This window comes from Streptomyces tendae, from assembly GCF_014650435.1.
Taxonomy (GTDB): Bacteria; Actinomycetota; Actinomycetes; order Streptomycetales; family Streptomycetaceae; genus Streptomyces; species Streptomyces tendae.
In genome coordinates, this window is the sequence record NZ_BMUY01000005.1 from 201216 (window position 1) to 225435 (window position 24220).

The 24220-nt window shown below is 73.7% G+C and carries 25 protein-coding genes; 16 read left to right on the forward strand and 9 right to left on the reverse strand.

All coding sequences use genetic code 11. The features are described from left to right. Window positions 1-190 precede the first annotated feature (190 nt). Window positions 191-847: a DUF305 domain-containing protein gene (locus IE258_RS15720; RefSeq protein ID WP_189743928.1), complete on the forward strand. Its 657-nt coding sequence runs from the start codon at window positions 191-193 to the stop codon at window positions 845-847. Window positions 848-889: 42 nt separating this feature from the next. On the opposite strand, the gene IE258_RS15725 is transcribed toward IE258_RS15720, so the two are convergent. Together IE258_RS15725 and IE258_RS15730 are read right to left on the reverse strand one after the other, a co-directional pair. Then, window positions 890-1339, reverse strand: a complete 450-nt coding sequence (locus IE258_RS15725; protein ID WP_189743930.1) for a DUF6214 family protein — start codon at window positions 1337-1339, stop codon at window positions 890-892. A 138-nt stretch (window positions 1340-1477) separates the two neighbouring features. After that, on the reverse strand, window positions 1478-1849 hold the full coding sequence (locus tag IE258_RS15730; protein ID WP_189743932.1) for an ArsR/SmtB family transcription factor: 372 nt from the start codon (window positions 1847-1849) through the stop codon (window positions 1478-1480). A gap of 142 nt (window positions 1850-1991) precedes the next feature. Here IE258_RS15730 and IE258_RS15735 point away from each other — a divergent pair, with 142 nt between their 5' ends. Together IE258_RS15735 and IE258_RS15740 are read left to right on the forward strand one after the other, a co-directional pair. After that, window positions 1992-3071 carry an NADH:flavin oxidoreductase/NADH oxidase gene (locus IE258_RS15735; RefSeq protein ID WP_189743934.1) on the forward strand — a complete coding sequence of 360 codons (1080 nt, stop codon included), beginning with the start codon at window positions 1992-1994 and terminating at the stop codon, window positions 3069-3071. 197 nt (window positions 3072-3268) lie between these two features. Beyond that, window positions 3269-4066, forward strand: coding sequence for a pectate lyase (locus tag IE258_RS15740; protein WP_189743936.1), 798 nt, complete (start codon window positions 3269-3271; stop codon window positions 4064-4066). A 4-nt stretch (window positions 4067-4070) separates the two neighbouring features. Here the strand turns inward: IE258_RS15740 and IE258_RS15745 are convergent, their stop codons facing one another. Continuing rightward, the gene (locus tag IE258_RS15745; protein ID WP_189744409.1) at window positions 4071-4823 is read right to left on the reverse strand and encodes a PaaX family transcriptional regulator C-terminal domain-containing protein; all 753 of its coding nucleotides are present in this window, start codon (window positions 4821-4823) and stop codon (window positions 4071-4073) included. A gap of 102 nt (window positions 4824-4925) precedes the next feature. On the opposite strand from IE258_RS15745, the gene IE258_RS15750 reads away from it, so the two are divergent. The 5 genes from IE258_RS15750 (at window position 4926) to IE258_RS15770 (ending at window position 10675) form a co-directional block, all read left to right on the forward strand. Next, window positions 4926-6629 carry a DNA alkylation response protein gene (locus IE258_RS15750; protein WP_189743938.1) on the forward strand — a complete coding sequence of 568 codons (1704 nt, stop codon included), beginning with the start codon at window positions 4926-4928 and terminating at the stop codon, window positions 6627-6629. An 83-nt stretch (window positions 6630-6712) separates the two neighbouring features. Further along, window positions 6713-7867, forward strand: coding sequence for a WD40/YVTN/BNR-like repeat-containing protein (locus IE258_RS15755; protein ID WP_189743941.1), 1155 nt, complete (start codon window positions 6713-6715; stop codon window positions 7865-7867). 70 nt (window positions 7868-7937) lie between these two features. Beyond that, window positions 7938-8615: a uracil-DNA glycosylase gene (locus IE258_RS15760; protein ID WP_123621931.1), complete on the forward strand. Its 678-nt coding sequence runs from the start codon at window positions 7938-7940 to the stop codon at window positions 8613-8615. Continuing rightward, complete coding sequence (locus IE258_RS15765) at window positions 8612-9610, forward strand: N-acetylglucosamine kinase (protein WP_189743943.1); 999 nt, start codon at window positions 8612-8614, stop codon at window positions 9608-9610. The genes IE258_RS15760 and IE258_RS15765 overlap by 4 nt, the downstream gene beginning before the upstream one ends. A 138-nt stretch (window positions 9611-9748) precedes the next feature. Next, window positions 9749-10675: a sirohydrochlorin chelatase gene (locus IE258_RS15770; protein WP_189743945.1), complete on the forward strand. Its 927-nt coding sequence runs from the start codon at window positions 9749-9751 to the stop codon at window positions 10673-10675. A 214-nt stretch (window positions 10676-10889) separates the two neighbouring features. Here IE258_RS15770 and IE258_RS15775 read toward each other — a convergent pair whose 3' ends face one another. Next, window positions 10890-11930, reverse strand: a complete 1041-nt coding sequence (locus IE258_RS15775; protein ID WP_189743947.1) for a lactonase family protein — start codon at window positions 11928-11930, stop codon at window positions 10890-10892. A 130-nt stretch (window positions 11931-12060) separates the two neighbouring features. Continuing rightward, a complete protein-coding gene (locus IE258_RS15780; RefSeq protein WP_189743949.1) occupies window positions 12061-13587 on the reverse strand; it encodes an FUSC family protein in 1527 nt (508 codons plus the stop codon). 217 nt (window positions 13588-13804) lie between these two features. On the opposite strand from IE258_RS15780, the gene IE258_RS15785 reads away from it, so the two are divergent. The 3 genes from IE258_RS15785 (at window position 13805) to IE258_RS15795 (ending at window position 15903) form a co-directional block, all read left to right on the forward strand. Then, complete coding sequence (locus IE258_RS15785; RefSeq protein WP_003977712.1) at window positions 13805-14281, forward strand: Lrp/AsnC family transcriptional regulator; 477 nt, start codon at window positions 13805-13807, stop codon at window positions 14279-14281. Between the two features lie 29 nt (window positions 14282-14310). Beyond that, window positions 14311-15006, forward strand: coding sequence for an HAD family hydrolase (locus IE258_RS15790; RefSeq protein WP_189744411.1), 696 nt, complete (start codon window positions 14311-14313; stop codon window positions 15004-15006). Window positions 15007-15162: 156 nt separating this feature from the next. Beyond that, window positions 15163-15903: a DUF4142 domain-containing protein gene (locus IE258_RS15795; RefSeq protein WP_087810732.1), complete on the forward strand. Its 741-nt coding sequence runs from the start codon at window positions 15163-15165 to the stop codon at window positions 15901-15903. A gap of 38 nt (window positions 15904-15941) precedes the next feature. On the opposite strand, the gene IE258_RS15800 is transcribed toward IE258_RS15795, so the two are convergent. Further along, on the reverse strand, window positions 15942-16751 hold the full coding sequence (locus IE258_RS15800) for a LysR family substrate-binding domain-containing protein (protein WP_189743951.1): 810 nt from the start codon (window positions 16749-16751) through the stop codon (window positions 15942-15944). A 58-nt stretch (window positions 16752-16809) separates the two neighbouring features. Between IE258_RS15800 and IE258_RS15805 the strand changes: the two genes are divergently transcribed. Beyond that, a complete protein-coding gene (locus IE258_RS15805; protein WP_087810730.1) occupies window positions 16810-17208 on the forward strand; it encodes a DUF5997 family protein in 399 nt (132 codons plus the stop codon). Window positions 17209-17236: 28 nt separating this feature from the next. Here IE258_RS15805 and IE258_RS15810 read toward each other — a convergent pair whose 3' ends face one another. From IE258_RS15810 to IE258_RS15820, 3 genes are all read right to left on the reverse strand, one after another. Beyond that, window positions 17237-17734: a DUF1360 domain-containing protein gene (locus IE258_RS15810; RefSeq protein WP_189743953.1), complete on the reverse strand. Its 498-nt coding sequence runs from the start codon at window positions 17732-17734 to the stop codon at window positions 17237-17239. Then, the gene (locus IE258_RS15815; RefSeq protein WP_229892126.1) at window positions 17721-18173 is read right to left on the reverse strand and encodes a DUF2267 domain-containing protein; all 453 of its coding nucleotides are present in this window, start codon (window positions 18171-18173) and stop codon (window positions 17721-17723) included. Before IE258_RS15815 ends, IE258_RS15810 begins: the two co-directional genes overlap by 14 nt. 130 nt (window positions 18174-18303) lie before the next feature. Further along, on the reverse strand, window positions 18304-19458 hold the full coding sequence (locus IE258_RS15820; protein ID WP_444545800.1) for an MGDG synthase family glycosyltransferase: 1155 nt from the start codon (window positions 19456-19458) through the stop codon (window positions 18304-18306). Between the two features lie 184 nt (window positions 19459-19642). On the opposite strand from IE258_RS15820, the gene IE258_RS15825 reads away from it, so the two are divergent. From IE258_RS15825 to IE258_RS15840, 4 genes are all read left to right on the forward strand, one after another. Further along, window positions 19643-20497 (forward strand): SDR family NAD(P)-dependent oxidoreductase, encoded by an 855-nt coding sequence (locus IE258_RS15825; protein ID WP_189743955.1) that lies wholly within the window; start codon window positions 19643-19645, stop codon window positions 20495-20497. Between the two features lie 16 nt (window positions 20498-20513). Continuing rightward, the gene (locus IE258_RS15830; RefSeq protein WP_164460233.1) at window positions 20514-21422 is read left to right on the forward strand and encodes a DMT family transporter; all 909 of its coding nucleotides are present in this window, start codon (window positions 20514-20516) and stop codon (window positions 21420-21422) included. Between the two features lie 176 nt (window positions 21423-21598). Continuing rightward, the gene (locus IE258_RS15835) at window positions 21599-22429 is read left to right on the forward strand and encodes a polysaccharide deacetylase family protein (protein ID WP_189743958.1); all 831 of its coding nucleotides are present in this window, start codon (window positions 21599-21601) and stop codon (window positions 22427-22429) included. A 10-nt stretch (window positions 22430-22439) separates the two neighbouring features. Further along, entirely contained in the window at window positions 22440-24212 is a 1773-nt protein-coding gene (locus IE258_RS15840) for a glycoside hydrolase family 15 protein (protein WP_189743960.1), read from the forward strand. The last annotated feature ends 8 nt before the right edge of the window (window positions 24213-24220 follow it).

Here is a 24220-nt window from a genome sequence, read left to right on the forward strand (position 1 = left end):
GTTCCCGTCGGAACGGTTCACGCATCCCGCAGTATCGTCTTCGCCATGCACATCTCAACAGGGGGCAACAAACTCGCAATGAAGTTTTTTGATCAGTGACGCGCGGAAGCGTGCTAGGACGGTCACCGCACCCACAAGGTGCTCCGCGTCCCTCCACCCAGAGGGGCAACCGCAGCCACAGGAGGTCGTTGTGTCCTTTCGCCCCGCGATGTCCAGCGCGTCACTCGTCACGGCCTCACTGACCGCACTGGCCGTGCTCGGGCTGGGAGCCTGCGACTCGGGACCGGACACCGGTTCGGCGGCCGCCGCCGGCCCCTCGGTGATCGCGCCGGGCAAGCCGGGCGAGGGCAACCGGACCCTGTCCGCCGAGGACGCCGACAAGCAGCGCGCGGACGACGACTCCCCCAACTCGGCGGACGTCTCCTACGCCCGGATGATGATCCAGCACCACGCCCAGGCGCTGAAGATGACCGAACTGGCGCCGCAACAGGCCGAGTCAGGCCAGGTCAAGAAGCTGGCAGAACGGATCTCGGCCGCGCAGGGGCCGGAGATCAAGGCGATGGAGGGCTGGCTCGAGACCCACGGCGAGAAGGTGGCGGGCGGCGGGCACGATCACGCCGCGATGCCGGGCATGGCGACCGAGGCTCAGCTGAAGAAGCTGCGCGCGGCCGAGGGCAAGGCTTTCGACCAGCTCTTCCTCACCCTGATGATCACTCACCACGAGGGCGCGATCAGCATGGCCACGGACGTGAAGTCCGAGGGCAACAACGTGCTGATCGAGGAGATGGCCGACGACGTGGTCGCCCAGCAGACGAGCGAGATCTCCCGGATGCGCGCGATGCTGTGACGACGCTGCGGTCCGGCGGCGGGACGGGCCCTCGGGGGCGTCTCAGCGGCGCGCGCGACGCGGCGCCAGGAAGCCCTCGTCGCGGGCCTGGCCGATCAGCCTGAGCGATCTGCGCCTGCTGTGCCCGGTCGCGCGCATCACCGCGAGGACCGGGTCGCCACCCTCGTCGCGGGCCGTGCGGTATTCCTGGGCGGCGAGCCTGCGCCCCTCCCGTCCGCGCGGCCACGCGGGCCGGGCCCGCCGTGACGCGGTCGGCGCGCCCGGGGCCGGGACGCACGCCTCGAAGAGGGGGTGCTCCAGCCACTCGGCGAGCACGGCCAGGTCGTCGAGGGACAGCGGCGGCTGGGCCCGCACGTCCTCGACCCGCACGTCGGCGCCGGACAGCACGGCGAGCGCGTCCACCCGGGCGCCGTCGGGGAAGGCCAGCCGGACGTCGAACCACGAGGTCGTGGTGGAGCCCTCGCTCACCGCCCAGGCGTGCCGCACGGACATCTCACCGTCGTCCGGACAGCGGTCGGAAAGCTGAAGAGAACGATCAACGAAGGATGCTTCGAGCACATACGCAACGTAACCGAATGATCACATTCAATACGAACAGAACACGCTTCGTTCACCGAGGGCGGCACCCTGTCAGCGCAGCGGGCCGTGCCGGGCCCCGGCGGCCTGGCGGGCGGCCGCGGCCAGCAGGGCGTCGAGCAGCCCGGGGAAGAGGGCGTCCAGGTCGTCCCTGCGCAACCCGTTCATCTTGGCCGTGCCCCGGTACGTCTGCCGGACCACCCCGCTCTCGCGCAGCACCCGGAAGTGATGCGTGGTGGTGGACTTGGTGACCGGCAGGTCGAAGTGGGAGCAGGAGAAGAGTGCGCCGCTGTCGGCGGCGAGGTCCCGCACGATCCGCAGCCGCACCGGGTCGGAGAGCGCGTGCAGCACCCCCTCCAGCCGGATCTCCTCCCGCGTGGGGTGCGGCAACTCGCGCGGGCCGGCGGCGGTGGCGGCGGGGGTCACGGCGGCTCCAGTTCGTCCAGGGCCCCACCGGTCAGGAGGGGGTCCCTCATTGTACGAGGGGCGCCGTAGTTTGACACTCGCCGTACTACGAGAGTTACCGTACGAGCTGCCCCACCCCGCCGCGACCCTGGAGCAGCCCGCCATGAGCGCCCTCTTCGAGCCCCTCCGACTGCGTGACACCACGATCCCGAACCGGGTCTGGATGCCGCCGATGTGCCAGTACTCCGCCGCTCCGGCAGGCCCGGCGGCGGGCGTGCCCGGCGACTGGCACTTCGCCCACTACGGCGCCCGCGCGGTGGGCGGCACCGGCCTGATCGTCGTGGAGGCCACCGGCGTGTCGCCCGAGGGGCGCATCTCCCCGCAGGACCTCGGGCTGTGGAACGACACGCAGGTCGAGGCGTTCCGCCGGATCACGGACTTCGTGCGCGCCCAGGGGACGGTTCCCGCGGTCCAGTTGGCTCACGCCGGCCGCAAGGCGTCCACCGCGCAGCCCTGGAAGGGCGGTGGGCCGGTGGGAACGAACGCCCACGGGTGGCAGCCGCTGGCTCCGAGCGCGCTCGCGTTCGACGAGCGACACCCGGTTCCGACCGAGCTGACGGCCGCGCAGATCCAGGAAGTGGTCGGTCGGTTCGCCGACGCCGCCCGCCGGGCGCTGGCCGCCGGTTTCGAGATCGCCGAGATCCACGGCGCCCACGGCTACCTGATCCACGAGTTCCTGTCGCCGCACTCCAACCACCGCACCGACGCCTACGGCGGCTCGTACGAGAACCGCACCCGGTTCGCCCTGGAGGTCGTCGACGCGGTACGGGAGGTCTGGCCCGACGACAAGCCCCTGTTCTTCCGCGTCTCGGCGACCGACTGGCTGGAGGAGGGCGGCTGGACGCCGGACGACACCGTCCGCTTCGCCGGCGACCTCCGGGCGCACGGCATCGACCTGCTCGACGTGTCCACCGGCGGCAACGTCCCGCGCGTCCGCATCCCGACCGGGCCCGGCTACCAGGTCCCGTTCGCCGCGCGCGTGAAGGCCGGCTCCGCGCTGCCGGTCGCCGCCGTCGGGCTGATCACCGAGGTCGAGCAGGCCGAGAAGATCCTGGCCAACGGCGAGGCCGACGCGGTGCTGCTGGGCCGCGAACTGCTGCGCAACCCGTCCTGGGCCCAGCACGCGGCACGGGAGCTGGGCGTGGACGCCCGGATGCCGGACCAGTACGGCTGGGGCATGTGACGCGGGATTCCGCGCGAGGCGTTGACTAGAAAGCGCTTACCCTCTACGGTCCGTTCATCAGCATGACCGACGCGAATGCCGCGGCTCCACTCTTCCCCACAAGTGGGGCCGCACGTTCGCATTCTTGGTCACGTTGAAGTACATCGTTCACGTACATGTTCCGTTCCACCCCCACTCCCTATGGAAGGGATCAGAACATGACCGTTGCGACACGACCGCCCGCCCGGCGCGCGGCGACCGGCGCACTGGCCGCCCTCGGACTCTCGGTTGGCATGCTCATGACCTCGGGAGCTTCCGCGCAGGCCGCCACCTGGCCGACCCCCAACGGCAGCGAGGGCGTCTCCTCCACCATCGCGGTGTCCGGCACCAAGGACTACGGGATGAAGCGCCTGTACGGCACCGGCGACCTCGGCTCAGACGGCCAGGACGAGGACCAGGGCCCCATCCTGGAACTGGCGCCCGGCGCCGTCCTCAAGAACGTGATCATCGGCGCCCCGGCCGCGGACGGCGTCCACTGCAAGGGCAGTTGCACGCTCCAGAACGTCTGGTGGGAGGACGTCGGCGAGGACGCGGCGACCTTCCGGGGCTCCTCGTCGTCGAACGTCTACACGGTCTCGGGCGGCGGCGCCAAGGAGGCCAGCGACAAGGTGTTCCAGTTCAACGGCGCCGGCACCCTGAACGTCTCCGGCTTCGCCGTCAAGAACTTCGGCACCTTCGTGCGGTCCTGCGGCAACTGCTCGACGCAGTACAAGCGGACCATCAACCTCAGCAACATCGAGGTGAGCTGGAAGGGCGGCCGGATCGCCGGGATCAACACCAACTACGGCGACAGCGCGACCCTGCGCGGCATCACGATCGTCGGGGACAGCAACAAGAAGATCGTCCCGTGCCAGAAGTACATCGGCAACGACGACGGCGACGAGCCGGACTCCAACGGCTCGGGCGCCGACGGCACGTACTGCAAGTACTCCGCGTCCGACATCGCCTACAAGTGACGCGTCAGGTCCGGGTGCCGTGCGCCCGGACCTGTCCGGACTGCTCCCGCTGGTAGCGCGCGTAGGCGTCCCGCAGGGCCGTCCCCGGCCAGTCGGCGGGGAGCAGCTCCGCGGGCAGCACCGGGTCGGCGAGCAGGTGCCGCACGACGGCCGCGAAGGCGGTGAGGCGGTCCGCCGGACGCCGGGCCCGGTGGACATGGGCGAGCAGCGCCCGCGCCGTGTCCACCCACTCGCCCAGCGGCCACAGGCGCGCGGCCAGTTCGCGGGCCGGGGCCTCGGGGCGTGAGACGAGCCGCTCGGCCACCCCGTCGAGCCCCGCGGGCAGCGGGCGGTCGAGGTTGGCGGGGCGCAGCCAGACACCCTCGCGGAGTTCGGCCAGACGCAGGGCGGTGAGCTGGGTCCGCAGTTCGGCACGGGCGGCGGGACCGCGCCCCGTCGCCGTGATCACGAGCGTCTCCCAGGCGCCGTCCCACGCGCGCGTGTGCGGGCGCAGGGCCTCGTCCTGGCGCCGCTGACGCTCCAGCAGTCGCTCGCTGAGCCGGTATCCGGTGTCCGTGCGCCGGAGGTCCCCGGCTGCTGCCATCCGGCTGAGCGCCGCGCGCACGGTGGAGGCGCCGACGTCGAACCCCTCCACGAGCCGCACCAGGTCCCGCGCCGACAGCTCCGGCGGGTGGGTGCCGAGCAGCAGGCTCAGGACGACCGACCGCGCGGACAGCGGACGCAGGGTGAGCCCGTCGGGGGCCCCGGAATCGTTCATCCGCGCGGGCACGTGTCGTTCGTCCACATGAGCACGTACTGTACGTGCGCCCACAGTGTTGCACTATTGCTGCGGTCGCAGAGATAGTGCAACACTCGGGTCATGACAACACTCGCGCAGGAGCCGCCGTACGAGTCCCACGAGCCGTCCGACGAGCCCTGGGGCGGCCCCGAGGGGTACGCGACGCACGACGTCACCAACCAGCCCCCTCCCCTGGCCCCCTACGACGCGTCCGACGACACCGCCCTGCTGGAGGGCGTGCGGCGGGAGGGCGCCGGGTGGGCCGAGGACGGTCTGCGACGGCTGGGCCGGCGGGCGGGCAGTGCCGAGGCGCAGGAGTGGGGCGACCTCGCGAACCGGCACGATCCCGTGCTGCGCACCCACGACCGGTACGGCAACCGGGTCGACGAGGTCGAGTACCACCCGAGCTGGCACCACCTGATGCGGGTCGCGGTCGGCGAGGGCCTGGCCGGCGCGCCGTGGGCCGACGACCGGCACGGCGCCCACGTGGCGCGGACCGCCGGCGGACTGGTCTGGGGCCACACGGAGGCGGGTCACGGGTGCCCGACCTCCATGACGTACGCGGCCGTCCCGGCCCTGCGCGCCCAGCCCGAGCTGGCGAAGGTCTACGAACCGCTGCTGACCTCCCGGGAGTACGAACCGGGGCTGCGGACGCTCACGGACAAGCGCGGCCTGCTGGCCGGCATGGGGATGACCGAGAAGCAGGGCGGCTCGGACGTCCGGACCAACACCACGACGGCCACGGCGACGGCCGAGCCCGGCGTCTACACGCTGCGCGGGCACAAGTGGTTCACGTCGGCGCCGATGTGCGACGTGTTCCTGGTCCTGGCCCAGGCGGCCGGGGGCCTGTCCTGCTTCCTGGTGCCCCGTGTGCTGCCCGACGGCACCCGCAACACCTTCCGCATCCAGCGCCTCAAGGACAAGCTCGGCAACCGGTCCAACGCCTCCTCGGAGCCCGAGTTCGACGGGACGGTGGCCTGGCTGGTCGGGCCCGAGGGGCAGGGGGTCAAGACGATCATCGAGATGGTCAACTGCACCCGGCTGGACTGCGTGATGGCCTCGGCGACGCTGATGCGCAAGACCCTCGTCGAGGCCGGCCACCACGCACTGCACCGCAGCGCCTTCGGCGCCCGGCTGGTCGACCAGCCGCTGATGCGCAACGTCCTGGCGGACCTCGCGCTGGAGTCCGAGGCCGCGACGACGCTCACCCTGCGGCTGGCCGGCGCGGCCGACCGTGCCGTACGCGGGGACGAGGGGGAGGCGGCGTTCCGGCGGATCGCCACCGCCGTCGGCAAGTACTGGGTGACCAAGCGGGGGCCGGCGTTCACCGCGGAGGCCCTGGAGTGCCTGGGCGGCAACGGCTACGTCGAGGAGTCGGGCATGCCGCGCCACTACCGCGAGGCGCCGCTGCTGTCGATCTGGGAGGGCTCGGGGAACGTCAACGCCCTCGACGTACTGCGGGCCCTCGGCCGCTCCCCCGCCTCCGCACACGCCCTCTTCGAGGAACTGGCCCTGGCCCGCGGGGCGGACGCCCGGCTGGACGCGGCGGTGACCCGGCTCCGGGCGGGGCTCGGCGAGGCGTCCGAGACCGGTGCCCGCCGCCTCGTGGAGCTGATGGCCCTCACCCTCCAGGCATCCCTCCTGGTCCGGCACGCCCCGCCGGCCGTCGCCGACGCCTTCTGCGCGAGCAGGCTCGGCGGCGACTGGGGGCACGCCTTCGGCACGCTGCCGGACACGGCCGACCTCGGCGGGATCCTGGCGCGGGCACTGCCGGGCGAGGGCTGAGCGAGGCGGCGCGAAAGACACCTCCGCGGAACCGACATCACCGTCCTGACCTGGGGCGACACCCTTTCCAGGGGTGACTGTCAGTGGCTGGGTGCAGACTGGCCCGTGTCCGAGACGAAGGCGTCGACGAGGACGCCGCGGAGGTGATCGGCATGACCGAGGTACTGCTCGCCGTGGGCACCCGCAAGGGCCTGTTCATCGGGCGCCGGCGGGGTGGCACCTGGGAGTTCGACGAGAGTCCCTACTTCAACGCACAGGCGGTCTACTCGGTCGCCCTGGACACCCGCGGCGACACCCCGCGGCTGCTGGCCGGCGGCGACAGCGCGCACTGGGGGCCGTCGGTGTTCCACTCCGACGACCTGGGCCGGACCTGGACCGAACCGGCCGCACCCGCCGTGAAGTTCCCCAAGGACACCGGCGCCTCCCTGGAGCGGGTGTGGCAGCTGCACCCGGCGGCCGCCGAGCCGGACGTGGTGTACGCGGGTACGGAACCGGCGGCGCTGTACCGCTCGGAGGACCGCGGTGAGAGCTTCGAGTTGGTCCGCCCGCTGTGGGAGCACCCCACCCGGTCGAAGTGGGTGCCGGGCGGTGGCGGCGAGGGGCTGCACACCGTCCTCACCGACGCCCGTGACCCCAGGTCGGTGACGGTCGCCGTCTCGACGGCGGGCGTGTTCCGCACCGCCGACGGCGGCGCGAGCTGGGCGCCGTCGAACTCCGGTGTCTCCGCCGTCTTCCTGCCGGACCCCGACCCGGAGTTCGGCCAGTGCGTCCACAAGGTCGCGCGGGACGCGGCCAACCCGGACCGCCTGTACCTGCAGAACCACTGGGGGGTGTACCGCAGCGACGACGCCGGAGCGCACTGGACGGACATCGGCGAGGGCCTGCCCTCCACGTTCGGCTTCGCGGTGGCCGCCCACCCGCACCGCGGCGACACGGCGTACGTCTTCCCGATCAACGCGGACGCCGACCGGGTGCCCGCCGACCACCGGTGCCGGGTCTTCCGCACCGCGGACGCGGGCAAGAGCTGGGAGCCCCTCTCGGAGGGCCTGCCCCAGGAGGACCACTACGGCACGGTGCTGCGCGACGCGCTGTCCACGGACGACGCGGAGCAGGCGGGCGTGTACTTCGGCAACCGCAACGGCGAGGTGTTCGCGTCGGCCGACGACGGCGACAGCTGGCGGCAGTTGGCCTCGCACCTGCCGGACGTGCTGTGCGTGCGGGCAGCGGTCGTCGGGTGAACCGGACCGGGGGGACGGGCCTTGGCCACCGGTTGATCGGCGTCACCCGTACGGCAGTAGGGTGACGCCCGTGGCACCACGACCCTTGAATGAAATCGTCGAAGCGGGCTGGGCGAAGGCCCTGGAGCCCGTCGCCGGACGGATCACCTCGATGGGTGAGTTCCTGCGCGCGGAGATCGCCGCCGGACGCACCTACCTCCCGGCGGGGGCGAACGTCCTGCGGGCCTTCCAACAACCCTTCGACGACGTACGGGTCCTGATCGTCGGACAGGACCCCTACCCCACTCCGGGGCACGCCGTCGGACTGTCGTTCTCCGTCGCGCCCGAGGTTCGCCCGTTGCCCGGCAGCCTCGTCAACATCTTCCGGGAGCTGAACACCGACCTGAACCTGCCACAGCCCTCCAACGGCGATCTCACGCCCTGGACGCAGCAGGGTGTGCTCCTGCTCAACAGGGCGCTCACCACCGCCCCGCGCAAGCCCGCGGCCCACCGCGGCAAGGGCTGGGAGGAGGTCACCGAGCAGGCGATACGCGCGCTGGCGGCGCGGGGCAAGCCGATGGTGTCCATCCTCTGGGGCCGCGACGCCCGCAATCTGCGGCCGCTGCTCGGCGACCTGCCGGCCGTGGAGTCGGCGCACCCGTCCCCGATGTCGGCCGACCGGGGCTTCTTCGGTTCCCGTCCGTTCAGCCGGGCCAACGACCTGCTGATGCGCCTGGGAGGTCAGCCGGTCGACTGGCGCCTGCCGTGAGCACCGGTTACCTGGCCGTGGACTCCGGCGGCTCGGGGCTGCGTGTCGCCGTCGGTGCCGTCGGCCCCGGCGGCGGACCCGGCGACGATGGACACGGCCCGCTCGGTCGGCGTGATTCGCGGGAGCCCGTCCGCACCGGTGCGCGCGGGATCGACCCCGGGCATTTCATGGGGCAACTGCTACCCATGGCCAGGGCGTTGTGCGCCGAAACCGGCGTCACCGGGCTCGGCACCGTCGTCGTCGGGGCCGCCGGGATGGCCACGCTGGGCGACGCGCTGCGCGCCGAACTGCCGGGCGCGCTGGCCCGGGAGCTGGGCGTTCGGACGGTCGCCCTGGTCGCCGACGCCGTGACCGCGTACGTGGGCGCGCTGGGTCCACGGGCCGGGGCGGTGGTGGCCGCCGGTACCGGGCTGATCGCCGTCGGCACCGACCTGTCCCGCTGGCGCCGGGCGGACGGCTGGGGACATCTGCTGGGCGACTGCGGCAGCGGCGCCTGGATCGGGCGGGCGGGCCTCGAGGCGGCGCTGCGTGCACATGACGGGCGGGAGGGCGGCTCCGCACCGCTGCTGGCCCGCGCCGAGGAGCGTTTCGGCCCGGCGGCGGGACTGCCCGGGCAGGTGTATCCGCGGTCCGACCGTCCGGCCGTCCTGGCCTCCTTCGCACCCGAGGTGGCGGCGTGTGCGGCCGCCGACCCCGTCGCGGCGGAGATCCTGCGGACCGCCGCCCGGCACCTGGCCGACTCGGCCGCCTCGGTCTGTCCGGCCGACGGTGAGCCCCTTGTCGCGGTCACCGGTGGGCTGACGCGACTGGGCGATCCGCTCCTCGTACCGCTGGGGGACGAGCTGGCGCAGCGGCTGCCGCAGGCGCGGTGGACGGCCGCCGAGGGTGATCCGCTGGACGGCTCGGTCCGGGTCGCGACCGACCTGGCGACCGGTTCACTCACGCTTCCGAGTGACGACAGGATGCTCTGGGTGACGACCGTGCCGGACGGCTGAGAATTGGTCCTCCGGCGAGGTGAATCATGCCGATGTCGGCCGATCCGTACATCACTCATCAGACAAAACCGGACGGATACCGCTCACCTGCACCCTCCCCGAACAGGGAAACCCCGGAAACCAGTAACATGCGGCGCCATGAGCTCCCCCACTGGGCCCGCGTCCGGCCTGCCAGTACGAATGCCGCGCCCCCGCCAGCCCGGACGGCACCGCCGTCCCGAACCACTGGTGGCTCCCGAGGGCGCGCCGGCGCTCGTCCTCGCGGTGCCGGGGACGCCCAGTAGCGCCACCCGAAGCCTCGCCGACGAGGTCATCAGCATCGCCCGTTCCGAGCTGCCCGGGCTCGACGCCCGAATCGGCCACCTCGACGGGGACGACGACGCCGAGTTCCCGTCGCTGACCGCCGTGCTCGTCCAGGCCGCCGAGGAGCGCGCCGCCCGCTTCGAGCAGGCGCGCGCCGCCGGCCTGGACGTGAAGGAGCCCGAGGGGCCCGTCGCGGTCGTCGTGCCGCTGCTCGCCGGTCCGGACAACGCGCTGCTGCGCCGGATCCGGCAGGCCGTGATGGACAGCAAGATCGCGGCCGAGCTGACCGATGTGCTCGGGCCGCACCCGCTGCTGGCCGAGGCCCTGCACGTGCGGCTCTCCGAGGCCGGTCTCGCCCGTGCCGACCGCGCCCGTCTGTTCACCGTGGCGACCGCCGCGGACGGCATCATCCTGGCCTCCGTGGGCGGTGACGAGGCCGTCCAGGCGGCCGGGATCACCGGCATGCTGCTCGCCGCGCGCCTGGCCGTGCCGGTGATCGCGGCGGCGCTGGACGAAGAGGGCTCGATCGCGTCCGTGGCCGAGCAACTGCGTTCCTCGGGCTCCCAGCAGTTGGCGCTCGCGCCGTATCTGATCGGCCCGGAGATCGAGGCGTCGGTGCTGGAGGAGGCGGCCAAGGAGGCGGGCTGCTCCACCGCCGAGCCGCTCGGCCCGTACCCGGCGATCGGCAAGCTGGCGCTGGCCAAGTACACGACGGCGCTCGGGATCTCGCCGCAGCAGGCGCAGGGGACGCCGGTTCGGTGAAGGGCGCGTGCGCTTGCGTTTTCAGGCGTGTGTGAAGGGGCCCGCTCCTGGTGAGGAGCGGGCCCCTTCCGTGTGGCCTGGGTTCCCCTGCGCCTGTCAAGATCGTGCCCTGCGTCCCAGCGGGGCGGGAGTGGGTCGCGCTGCCCGGCGCTTGCGGGGTGCCGCCTGTGCCCACCCGTGCCGCCCCAGCGGCACGACTGCCCGCAGGCTGGTGTTATGCGGGGGCGAGGATTACGCAGGAGGCTGCTGGGACCGCGAGGGTGCCGGTGCGGCGGGGGATGCCGGTGGCCGGGTCCAGGGCGAACCAGGTCACGTCTCCGGAGCGCTCGTTGGCGGCGTACAGGAAGCCGTCCGACACGGCGATGTCGCGGGGCCAGTGGCCGCCGCAGGGCACGGTGGCGGACAGCCGCAGTCCGTCCGGCTCCACGACGAACACCGACAGGACGTCCTCGCCGCGGGTCGCGGTCCACACGAAGCGGCCGTCGGGCGAGACGGCGATGCCGGAGGGGTAGGCGTCGCCCGCCGGGGCCCCCGGCAGCACCGGTACCTCGGTGAGGGGCTTGAGCGCGCCGTCGGCGGCCTCCCAGTGGCAGACGGTGACGGTGGGCGCCAGTTCGTTGAGGACGTAGGCACGAGAGCCGTCCGGGTGGAAGGCCAGATGCCGGGGCCCCGACCCCGGCCGCAGCGCGACCTCCCGGTGCACGGCGGGGGCGCCGTCGGCGAGGGTGCAGACCCGCACCGAGTCGGTGCCGAGGTCCACGCTGACGGCCCACCGCCCGCTGAGGTCGGGCCGCACCTGGTGGGCGTGCGGCCCCTGCTGTCGCTGGGCGTGCGGCCCCGAGCCGGTGTGCCGCAGGACGCCGGACGCCGAGCGGGCGAGGGTGCCGTCGGGACGGACCGGTACGGCGGTGACGGTGCCGGAGCCGTAGTTGGCGGTCAGCACGTGCCCGGCGTACAGGCTGAGGTGGGTCGGGCCGTCGCCGTCGACGGGCACCGGCCGCCCGGTGGGCTCGGGCCTGTCCCCGCTCACCCGGTAGGCGGCCACCGCGCCCTCGGCCGTCTCGCTGACGGCGTAGAGCGTGTTGCCGTCGGGTGCCAGGGCCAGGTAGGAGGGGTCGGCCAGGCCGTCCGTGCCGCTCACGACGGTGAGGGCGCCGCTGTCGGGGGCGACGATGGCCGTCAGGATCCCCGGGCCTCCGGCCGCCGTGAACGACCCGATGTACGCCCGCCGCTGCCGCCTGCCGCCGTCCGTCACCGCTGCTGCCCCTCTCGTCCCGCTCCGTCGGCCCTGATCAGCTGCCCTGATCGTCTGCCCCGGAGTGACGGTAGCAGTCGATCACTTGCGGTCTAGACCAAACGGGTGTCACGGGCGCCGACGAGGCGCGTCAGGCGCCGGCCAGGCGTGAACCGGAGGGGCTGCGCAGGGGCGCGGCGAGTTCGGCGAGGGCCTGTTCCAGGTCGTGGAGGTGGGCCAGTGCGGGTTCCGCGGCGCGCGGCCCGCCCGCACGGGCGTCGGACGTGCCTCCCGCGCGGACGAGGCCGGCGGTGGCGGAGGCCCCTTTGCCGGTGAGGGCTTCCACCGCGGCCTCGACCCGCCAGCAGGCCGCGGCCAGCCGGGCGTCGTGCGAGGCTTCGGGGTCGGCGGCGACGGCGACCAGGCCGCGGATCTCCCGGGCGCAGTCGTCGAGCAGGTCCAGGACCCGGCGGGCCCGCCGCCTGCGGCCGTGCATCGGGCTCAGCGGGTGCACGAGCGGGGCGACCGACATCCGTACCCGGCCCAGCAACTGCTCCAGTTCGGCCACGCGCGGCGCCGGGTCGGCTCCCTCGGTTCCGGCGAGGCGGGCGGCGGCCTCCGCGGTGCACGCGTGCACGCAGCGCAGCGCGCGCTGGATCCAGACGTCGGTGACGGCGTGCGTGGTGACGGGCAGGACGAAGAGCACGGCGAGCGCGGCGCCGAGCGCGCCCACGCCGGTCTCGGCGATCCGCAGGGCGAGCAGACCGGGGCTGAGGACGCCCAGGAGGCCGTAGAGCAGCTCGGCGAGCAGCGTCACGCAGAGCATCATCCAGGTGTAGGAGACCGCGGCGGTGTAGAAGATGCCGAAGACACAGGCGGCGGCCAGCACGGCGGTGGGCACCGGGGACCCGGCCACCGGCACGGCGATCAGGAAGCCCAGGCCGATGCCGACGACCGTGCCGAGGACCCGGCGGAAGCCGCGCACCAGCGTCTCGCCGCGCGAGGTCGTGTTGACGAACACCCACCAGGTCGCGCCGACGGCCCAGTACCAGCGGTCGTCGGACACCAGCTGGCCCACGACGAGGGCGAAGCCGGCGCCCGCGGTGGCCTGTACCGCCTGCCGGGTGGTGATGCGGGCCAGCCCGGTGCCGGCGGGCGGCGCGGGGAGGGCGGGCGCGGGCCGGCGGCGCTCGTAGCACCACAGGCCGAAGCGCACCGCCGCGGCGGTGGCCACGGACAGCAGGACGGCGGCGAACATCTCGGGCAGCCGGTCCGTGGTCGCGTGCAGGAACTGGGCGATGAAGAAGGTCATGAAGGCGAAGACGCCGAGGCTGTGCCCGCGCGGGCCCCAGCGGCGGGCGTACACGCCCGCGCCGACGACGGCGAGGAAGGTGAGGTCCCGGGCGACGGGCAGGTCGTGCAGCGCGGCGGCGGCGGTGAGCACGGGCAGCCCGACGACCGGCAGCAGCGCGGTGGTGACGGCCTGGCCGCGCACGGTGGCGTCGGTGACGGTGAAGAGCGCGAGCAGGGCGGCGAGGCCGCCGATGATCGCGCCGACCAGGGAGGTGCCGGCCAGCCCGCACACCACGACGGCCAGCCCGATGCCGAGGACGGCCCGGGCGGCGAACCGCAGCCTGGACCGTCCCGGGTCCGGGCTCACGAACACCTTCTTCAGCACTGATTACCGCCCCCTCGCTCGCTCACGCCCACTGGCCCGGAAGTCACCGCATGCAAAAGGCGCCGCGGGATCCGCAGCGCCATCGACTCCCCTATAGGAGCATCTCTGCCTCCACTGGCTCAACAGGCTGCCGCTGAGGTGTGCCATTGGTACAGTGATCAGGACATGCCTGCGGCCACCGGAGGGCCAATGGCCGACGAGAGGGACCGGGCCCGCGATGGCCGTCGACGAGCTCGACACCCGCATCCTGCGGCTGCTGCTGGAGCAGCCGCGCACCAGCGTGCGGGAGTACGCCCGCCTCCTCGGGATCGCCCGAGGCACCCTCCAGGCCCGGCTGGACCGCCTGGAGCGCGACGGCGTGATCACCGGCACCGCCCCGTCCCTCTCCCCCGCCGCACTGGGCCACCCGGTGCTCGCGTTCGTGCACATCGAGGTCACCCAGGGGCATCTGGACGAGGTTGGCGAGGCGCTGGCAGCGGTGCCGGAGATCGTCGAGGCCTTCTCCATCACGGGGGGCGGGGACCTGCTGACCCGCGTCGTGGCCCGCGACAACGCGCACCTGGAGGACGTGGTGCAGAAGCTGATCAGTCTGCCCGGCGTCGTCCGCACCCGCAGCGAGGTGGCGTTGCGCGAGCGCGTGCCGCACCGGCTGCTGCCGCTCGTGGAGTCGATCGGGCGCTCGGCCCGCAGATGACCCTTGGCATCCTGGACCCCATGAGCACCCTGAGCACGCTTGGCGGCATCTCGGTCATCTTCGATCTCGACGGAACGCTCGTGGACAGCGAGCCGAACTACTACGAAGCGGGCCGGCGCACCCTCGCCGAGTACGGTGTCCCGGACTTCACCTGGGCCGACCACGAGGCGTACGTGGGCATCAGCACCCAGGAGACGGTCGCCGACTGGCAGCGCCGGTACGGACTGCGAGCCTCCGTCGAGGAGCTGCTCGCGGTCAAGAACCGCCACTATCTGGGGCTCGCCCGCGACTCGGTCCGCGCGTACCCCGAGATGCGGAAGTTCGTCGAGCTGCTGGCCGGCGAGGGCGTACCGATGGCGGTGGCCTCGGGTTCGTCGCTCGAGGCCATCGGAACGATCCTCGCCCGCACCGGGCTCAACGCCCAGCTGCGCACCGTCGTCTCGGCCGACGAGGTGGAGCGGGGCAAGCCCGCCCCCGACGTCTTCCTGGAGGCGGCCCGCCGGCTGGGCGCGGAACCGGCCCGCTGCGTGGTCCTGGAGGACGCCGCTCCAGGGGCCGCCGCCGCGTACGCCGCCGGGATGCGCTGCATCGCCGTCCCGTACGTCGCGGCACAGGCCGACGCCCCGGAGTTCGCCACCGCGGGGCTGCTGGTGCGCGGCGGCCAGGAGGAGTTCACGGCGCGGGCGGCGCACGACTGGCTCGTGCGGACGGCGCGCACGTCCTGAGGTCTCGTGCGGACGGCGCGCGCTGCCTGAGGCTCGCGCCTCCCGGGTGGGACGACGCACGTCTCTCGTCGCAGGTTTTGCCCGAAGTGGTGATCAGATCGCGTTCCGTATCCGTACCTCCTGGTGTCCGAGCCTGTCTTCGCCCCAGGAGGCACGATGCGCATCACGCGCACCACGGCAGGGACCGCCTTCGTGGCCGGTGCCCTGGTCCTCACCCTCACCGCACTCGCCTACCCGACCATGCTCGGGGTGCAGAACGCGGGCAGTGACCAGGCCCGGGTCGTCACCAACACGCGGTACGGGCCGCTCACCGAGCAGGACCGGGACTTCGTGGTGAAGGTGCGTGCCGCGGGGCTGTGGGAGCATCCGCTGGGGCTGATGGCCATGGAGCGGGGGACGACGCCGGAGATGAGGGAGGCCGGTGAGCACCTGGTCGTGGGCCACTCCCGGCTGGACGCCACCTGCCGCAGGATCGCGCCGGAACTGGGCATCACCCTGCCCAATCTGGCCTCACCGCAGCAGCAGCAGTTCGTGTCGACGGTGGACGGGACCACGGGCAAGCAGTTCGACACCACCGCGGTCAACATCATGCGGATCACCCACGGCCAGATCTTCCCGGCCATCGCCAACATCCGCGCCAACACCAAGAACTCGCTGGTCCGGCAGCTCGCCGACCAGGCCAACGACACCGTCCTCGACCACATCACCGTGCTGGAGAAGACCGGGCTGGTCAACTTCGACCAGGTCAACTTCCAGCAGACCGCACCACCGAACCTTCCGAAGGTGCAGCTCACTCCGCCGGCCCCGCAGCCCGGCGAGCCGGTGCTCTCGCTCACCTCGCCGCCCGGCCTCGAGGTGAACACCTCCGCGCCGACACCGAGTCCGACGGTCCGCTGACGCGTCAGGGGCGCGGGGAGCCGGCGTCCGGTGCTGGTTCAGGGCCGGCGCGGTTTGCCGCCGCGGCCGCCGCTCCTGCCCTTGCCGTTGCCGCCGGTCGCACCCCGGTGGCTGCCCCCGGTGCCGCGCCGGGCGCCCCCCGTCTGCTTCCCGGCGGCCTGCTTGCCGGAGGTCTGCTTCCCGGCGGTCTGCTTCCCGGAGGTCTGCTTACCGCCCTTGGACCGGGCCGGTTCGGGCTGTCGGCCCCGGGTGCTGTTGACGGTCCGGCCCCGGACGATGCCGATGAAGTCCTCGACGAGGTCGGTGTGCGCGTCCTCGGGCCACGACAGGGCCACGCCCGAGGCGGGGGCGTCCGTGACCGTGCGGTACGTGAGGTCCTTGCGGTGGTGCAGCCGAGCCAGCGACAGGGGCACGAGCAGCACGCCGATCCCGGCCGCCACCAGTTCGACGGCGTCCGCCGTGGTGGCCGGGCGCTCGAGGGCCGGCCTGCCCGGCAGCCGTTCCCAGCCGAGGACGTCGTCCAGGGGGTGCAGCACGATCTCGTCGGCGAGGTCCGCGACGGTCACCTCGTCGGCCGCGGTGACGAGATGGTCCCTGGGGATCAGCACGACCGTGGTCTCGGTGTAGAGCGGGATGGCGCTGAGCAGCGTCCGGTCGACGGGCAGCCGCACCAGTCCGGCGTCGGCGCCGCCGTCCAGCAGCACACCGGGCGCCCCGGCGGCGGGAACCTGGGTCAGGGCGAGGGGGACGTCCGGCAGCCGCTCGTTCCAGATGCGCACCCATTTGTCGGGCGTCACCCCCGGGACGTACGCGAGCCGGAACGAGGGGGGAGCTTCCGAGCCTGTCACCCGGCCAGGTTACCGGGCGTGGTCGGGAGCCACTCACACGATCGATACCCTTGACCGCATGACGTCGCACCAGAACACCCAGACCATGAAGCCCGCGACCGCGGCGAAGAAGCTGGGTGTGTACCTCGAAGCCACACCCGCCGAGTTCCGGGAGGGCGTCGTCACGCGTGCCGAGTTGAACGCGCTCCAGACCGACCCGCCCGCGTGGCTGCGCGAGCTGCGTCGCGACGGTCCGCACCCGCGGCCGGTGGTGGCGGCGAAGCTGGGCGTCTCCATCGCGGGCCTGCACCGGGGCGGTGTCGCCGAGCCGCTCACCACGGAGCAGATCGACGCGCTGAAGCAGGAGCGTCCCGAGTGGCTGGAGCGGGAGCAGGCGGTCCAGGCCGACGTACGCAAGGAAGCGGCCCGTGTGAAGAAGCTGCACGCCGAGCGGGCGGAGCGCGCCGAGCGCGACTGACCGGCCGCCCGGCCCGGCGGCCATCCGGTCATTCCTCGGCCTTCTGCGCGGTCAGACTCCACGCGTACTGCAGCCAGTCCGACACCACGACCGCGCTCAGGCCCGCGCACACCAGCCGCCCCGCCCGGGGCGCGACGGCGTAGGTGCCCACAAGTCCCCCGGCCACCCACGCCGAGGTGCAGAACGGGCAGGAGATGAGGTCACCGACGGCACGGCGCAGACCGGTGCCGCGCCCGGCGTCCATCACCTCGTTGGCGTTGCCCTCTCGCTCGCGGCGGGTGAACGGGGCCCGCAGGAAGCTGGTGACCTTGTCCTTGGTCAGCAACCGGGATGCCTTGAACGTCGCCGTGCCCAGCAGGGCCACGTCCCAGGCGGGGACGGTGTCGGGGAGCCGGACGCCGCGTCGCCACGCCGTCACCGCGAACGCGCCCGCGGTGGCCGCGAAGGTCGTGGCGAGCGCCGCGTATCCGCCGAGAGGCGTCTGAGTCTCCTCCCCGTCGGCATAGCGCTGCTCAAGGTCCGTCATGGGTGTCTCCTCGGTCTCGGTGGCCCTTCTCGGGGCGTCTCTCGGTGCGTTCTCCGGTGGGTGCGGGGCCGCCGAAGAGGTCGGCGCAGTCGGCGGGCAGGCGGGCCAGCAGCCGGTCGACGTGTTCGCGGGGCACCGCCTCGGCGAGGGTGGAGAGCACGGCGCCCGCGTCCCATTCGGCGGTGCGCGGCCGGGCGCCGGTCTGCTGGGCCACCCGCCGGAGGAACTCGGCACGGCCGAAGGTCTCGGGGCGCCCGCGCTCCATGCGCAGCGCGTCGTCCAGCGGTGCGGGCAGTTCGCGGGCCAGTCCGGCGGCCTCCTGCGGGGGGATGCGGGACGCGATCACCCACAGGACGGCCGTGGCGACCTGCTCGGCCTCGTCGTCGCCGTGGAACTCACCTCGGTCGCGGACCCGGGTGAGGAATTCTTCGAGCCGCACGGCGTCGCCTCCTTGTGCCGTTGGCGCTGCGGGGCGGGTGCCCTGTGCCCGACCGGGAAAACGGCCCTGCGAACAGGCCGTGCGCCCTCAGCGCGCTGCCACCCCATCCGCGCCCTCACGCGCCGCTCCCTCACCGTCGTACGCCCGCACGCGCGAGGTCGGCGACCTCGGTCACCAGAGTCAGGGCGTCCGTGTTCCCGGTGAACAGCGCGTGTCCGGCGGCGATCCGCAACCGCCGCTCCGGGCCCGGTGCGGTGAGCCGCCGCAACGCCTCCAGCAGCGCTTCCGCGTCCTCGGCGACCTCGGAGACACCGAGCGCGGCCATGCGCCGTACGCCGTCCGCACCGTGGCCGGGTATGGGGCGGTGGCCGACGACCGGCAGCCCGGCCGCGAGCGCCTGTACGGCGGTCTGACCGGCCGCGTTGTCGATCAGGGCACGGGCGGCGTGCAGCAGGCCCGGCATGTCCGTCACCCAGCCCAGGGCCAGGACACCCGGTGTGCCGGACAGCGTGCGGCGCAGCCGCCGGTTGTCGCCGCAGAGCACCACCGGCAGGTAGCCGTGGTCCGCCAGGAGCCGGACGGTGGTGTCCAGGTGCGAGCCGACGCCCCAGGCCCCGGCGGACAGCACCACGGCGGGCCGTCCCGGGCCGAGCCGGCCGAACGTCTCCCGCCACCCCGCCGCGCCCGGAATGTCGTCGGCCGAGAACTCCGGGGCCACGACGGGACCGCACGTCGACGCGGGGGTGCCGGTACTCCCCCGCACCTCGCGCGCCGCCTCCTCGGTGAGACACAGGCAGTGGTCGTTGCCGGGATGCAGCCACTGCCGGTGGAGCTCGAAGTCGATCACGAGGACCACGCCGGGCACGGTCAGCAGTCCGCGTTCGCGCAGGTGGCCGGTCAGCTGGGCGCCCAGGTGGAAGACGGGCACGACCACGTCCGCTCCCGTACGCTCCGCCAGCTCGCGCAGCCTGCTCCCGGCCAGCCGGGCCAGCGGCGTCCCGCTCGGCCGGCGGCCCTCGCCGGGCCTCAGGAAGAGGCGGTAGAGGGCGGCGTACGCCCACGGGAAGTGCCGTACGGACCCGCGGTAGAAGCCCCTGAGGACGGTGCCCAGGCCGTACGGCAGGAGGGCGAGGACGTCGACGACCTCGGCGGCGTCGCCGCGCTCCCGTGCGCGCCGGACCAGTTCGGCGGCGACCGTGTCGTGACCGGCGCCCATGCTCGCGCTGAGCACCAGCAGGCGTCTGCCGCCCCGCGGACCGTGCGGGGCGCCGGGGCGGCGGGGCACTGATGAGCTGCGAGGATGCACGGCGGACCAAGTTGCCGGTCCGGCGACTTCCAAACCACCACGCAAGCGGGCGTTTCGGGCGGCCCCTGGGGGATACTCCGTGACCGCCCGTCCGGCCGGACGCCGGAGCCCGACCGCCCGGTCGGTCGCTTCCCGGTGCCCGCCCCGAGCCAAGGTGGTCCCCATGGTCCATGCGTTCTCCCGTCCCCGGTCCGTCCCCGGACCGCAGGTCGTCGCACCCGGCGCGGACCACGCGAGGCCCGGGCGGCGCCCCCTCGGGGCCCGGGATCCGCGGACCCGCACGGCGCTCGTGACGGGGGCCTCCTCCGGCATCGGCGCGGCCGTGGCCCGCCGGCTGGGCGACGAGGACGGCTGGAGACTGGTGCTCACCGGACGTGATCCGGTGCGGCTGCGCCAGGTCGCCGACGACACGTCGGCCACCGCGTTCGCCGCGGATCTCACCCTCCCCGGCGCCGACCGGCAGCTCACCGACTTCACGCTGGCCACGGCGGGCCCGGTGGATCTGCTGGTGGCCGGAGCCGGGGTGGGCTGGGCCGGGGAGTTCCTGGACATGCCCCCGCACACCATCGACGAGGTGCTCGACATCAACGTGCTGGCCACGCTGCGGCTGGTGCGGCTGCTGCTGCCGGGGATGGTGGCGGCGGGCTCGGGCCGGGTGGTGCTCATCGGATCGCTGGCCGGCAGTGTCGCGGTGCGCGACGAGGCCGTGTACTCCGCCGCCAAGGCCGCGATCGGCGCCTTCGCGGACTCGTTGCGCTACGAGTTGCGGGGCACGGGCGTGGGGGTCACCCATGTGGTGCCGGGCGTCGTCGACACTCCGTTCTTCGAGCGCCGGGGCGCTCCCTACCGGCGGTCCAGGCCGCGCCCGGTGCCTCCCGAGCGCGTGGCCGACGCGGTGCGGACCGCGGTGGTCCGGGGCCGGGACGAGGTGTACGTGCCCTCGTGGCTGCGTCTGCCGTGCCGGGTGCGGGGCGCGGCTCCGGGACTGTACCGACGGCTGGCCGCACGGTTCGGATGACCGGGAGCCCGCCGCGGTGAGTGTCCTCACCGTCGTCCTCGCCCTGTTCGCGGCGCTGTCCAACGCTGCGGCGTCGGTACTGCAGCGCCGGGCCGCGGCGCAGGACGAGGACCGGGCGGGGGCCAGGCACACGGTGCTGCGCTCACTGATGCGGCTGGTCCGGGACCGGTACTGGGTCGGTGGTGCGGCGCTGCTCGCGCTGACGACGGTGCTGCAGGCGGCCGCGCTGGCGGTGGGCAGCCTGGCCGTGGTCCAGCCCCTGATGGCCACCGAACTGCTGTTCACGCTGGTGGTCGGCAGTGCGGTCTTCCACCGGCGTCCGGACTCGCGGACGTGGCTGGCCTTCGTCGCGCTGGCCGTGGGGCTCGCGCTGTTCCTGGGCTCCGCCTCCCCGTCGGCCGGTCAGGACACCGCCACGGGGGGCCGGTGGATCTGGGCGGGGCTGGCGCTGTTCGTCCTGATGACGGTCCTCGCCTCGGTCGGCAGCCTGGTGCACGGCGCGCCCCGCGCCGCGCTCTTCGGTTCGGCCTCCGCGGTGGGGTTCGGCGGTACGGCGGCGCTGCTCAAGGAACTGACCGGGCGGCTCCCCCAGGGGGTGGGCGAGGTGCTGACCCAGTGGCCGCCGTACGCCACGGCGGTGGTGGGCGTGGCCAGCTTTCTGCTGCTGCAGAGCGCCTTGCGAGCGGGAACCCTGGCCGCCTCGCAGCCGGCCCTGACCCTCGGCGACGCACTGACCAGCGTCGCCCTGGGCTGGGCCCTGTTCGGCGAGGAGATCCTGCTCGGAGTGCGGGTGCTGCCCGAGCTGATCGGCGTGGCGCTGATCGGCCTCGGCAGCGTCGGGCTGGCCCGGGCGCCGTCGGTGCACGGCGCCTGGGACACCGCCCCGGCGGCACGGGACGGCCCCGGGCGGGCGGTGAAGCGGTGAAGCGGTGAAGCGGTGAAGCGGTGAAGCAGCGAACCGGAACGAACGACTCGGTCGGGAACCCGTCCGGACGACCGGACGGGCGGTCCGATCGGACGACTGGACGACTGGACGACTGCACGACCAGAAAGTCCGGACGACGGGGACGGTAGGAAGTGAAGAGACCGGAGGTAGCACGGATGCGCCAAGGTTCTCGGGCCGGGCGGGCGGCGTACGCCGTCGCTCCGGTCCTAGGCGTCGCGCTGGCCCACATCGGTCCGGCCGCGACCTGGCTGCCGGAACTGCGCCGCCGCCGGTTCCCGGCGCTGGCCGGCCTCGGCAGCCCCAACCACGTGGCGCTCACCTTCGACGACGGTCCCGATCCGGCGTCCACGCCGCAGTTCCTCGACGTACTGGACCGGCTCGGTGTGCGGGCCACGTTCTTCGTCCTGGGCGAGAACGCGGCACGCCACCCCGTGCTCGCCCGTGAGCTGGTCCGGCGCGGACACGAGATCGCCGTCCACGGCTGGTCGCACGACCGCCCCTGGTGGCCGTCGCCGGTCCGGGACGCGCGGGAGTTGCTGCGCGCCGTCCGGGTGGTGGGCGAGGTGACCGGAACCGTCCCGCACTGGTACCGGCCGCCCTACGGCATCCTCACCTCCGGTCGCTGGGCGGCCGCCCGCGGGGCCGGGCTGCGGCCCGTGCTGTGGACCGCGTGGGCCAAGGACTGGCGGCACGACGCCACGCCCGCCTCGGTACGCGCGACCGTGGCGGCGGACCTGCGCGGAGGTGGCACCGTCCTCCTCCACGACACCGACCACGCCTCCGCCCCGGGCAGCTGGCGGGCCACGCTCGGCGCGCTGCCGGACATCGTGCGCGACTGCCGCGAGGCGGGGCTGGCGGTGGGCCCCCTGGGCGAGCACGGGACGGGTGGGGCCACGGCGACGTCCGGGACCGCGGGGTCGGCTGTGACCGAGGGGTCGGCCGGGGCGGCAGGGAGAGCTCCGTTTCGGTCACCGGCGCCGGGATAGCCGTAGCGTCATGAAGGACAGCGACGAGCGGCGCGCGGCTGCACCGGACACGTCGTGCCCGCCCTGGGCACTGCGCGAGTACGCCGTCCTCGCCGACGGCGAGCGGGGAGCGGTCCTGGACCCCCGGGGTCGGATCGTGTGGCTGTGCGCCCCGCGGTGGCACGACGACGCGGTGTTCTCGGCCCTGATCGGCGGAGCCGGGCATTTCACCGTGGAGCCGACGGACCCCTGGCACGTCTGGGGCGGCTCCTACGAGGAGGGCACGCTGATCCGGATCAGCCGGTGGGTGACCGCCGACTGCGTGATCGAGTGCCGGGAGGCCCTGGCCCTGCCCGCTCGCACGGACCGGCTCGTACTGCTGCGCCGCATGCGCGTGGAACGGGGCGAGGCAAGGCTGCGCCTGGATCTGGACCCGCGGCCCGGCTTCGGGGCGGCACGGATGCGCGAGCCCCGGCTGGACCGCGGGGTGTGGACAGCGGGGTCGGAGGGCCTGCGGATGCGGCTGGCCGGGGCGCCGGACGCGGTGTGGCGGGACGGGTCCGGGCTGTGTGGCGAGTTCCGGCTGCGCGAGGGCGAGACGCACGACCTCGTGCTGGAGCTTTCCGCGGGGCGGGAGACCGAACCGCTCGATGCCGGGGCGCTGTGGCGGGCCACGGAGCGGGAGTGGGAACAGGCCGTACCGGACTGCTCGCGGCTGGTCGCGCCCCGCGACGCCCGGCACGCCTACGCCGTACTGCACGGGCTGACCAGTGCCTCCGGCGGAATGGTCGCCGCCGCCACCACGTCGCTGCCGGAACGGGCCAACAGCGGGCGCAACTACGACTACCGCTACGCATGGCTGCGCGACCAGTGCTACGCCGGTCTCGCGGTCGCCGCGCACGGGCCGCACCCCTTGGTCGACGACGCCGTGCGCTTCGTCGCCGAGCGCATTCTCGCGGACGGCGACGGGGTGCGCCCCGCCTACACGGTCGACGGGCGGCCGGTCGGGGAGGAACGTTCCCTGCGGCTGCCCGGCTACCCCGGTGGCAACGACCACGTGGGCAACGACGCGGGCGCCCAGTTCCAGCTGGACACCTTCGGCGAGGCGCTGCAGTTGTTCGCCGCGGCCGCCGCGCACGACCGGCTGACCGACGAGGCGGAACGGGCCGCCGGGGTTGCCGTGGACGTCGTCGAACGGCAGTGGCTGAAGCCGGAGGCCGGTCTGTGGGAGCTGGAGAACCGGTGGTGGACCCACTCCCGGCTGAGCGTGGTGTGCGGTCTGCGGCGCATGGCCGAGGTGCTGCCCGGGGCCGCGGGACGCCGGTGCGCCGATCTCGCCGACACGGTGCTGCGGGAGACCCGGCGCCGCTGCCTGCGCGCCGACGGCCGCTGGCGGCGGGCCGAGGACGACGACGGGCCGGAGGCCGCGCTGCTGGTGCCGATGGCCCGCGGCTGCGCGTTCGGGGGCGACGACGACGCCACCCGCGCGTACGTCGAGTCCCGTCTGACCGAGGACGGGTACCTGTACCGCTTCGAACACCCCGGGGTGCCGCTCGGCGAGGCCGAGGGCGCCTTCCTGCTCTGCGGCTTCACGATGGCGCTCGCCACGCACCGGGTCGGCGACCGGGTCGGCGCGTTCCGCTGGTTCGAGCGCACCCGGGCGGCCTGCGGACCGCCCGGGCTGTTCGCCGAGGAATACGACGTGCGCCAGCGCCAGCTCCGTGGCAACCTCCCGCAGGCGTTCGTGCACGCCATGATGCTGGAGTGCGCGGTCCGCCTGGCCGGCGAGTCGGCCCTGCCCTGATCTTTCCT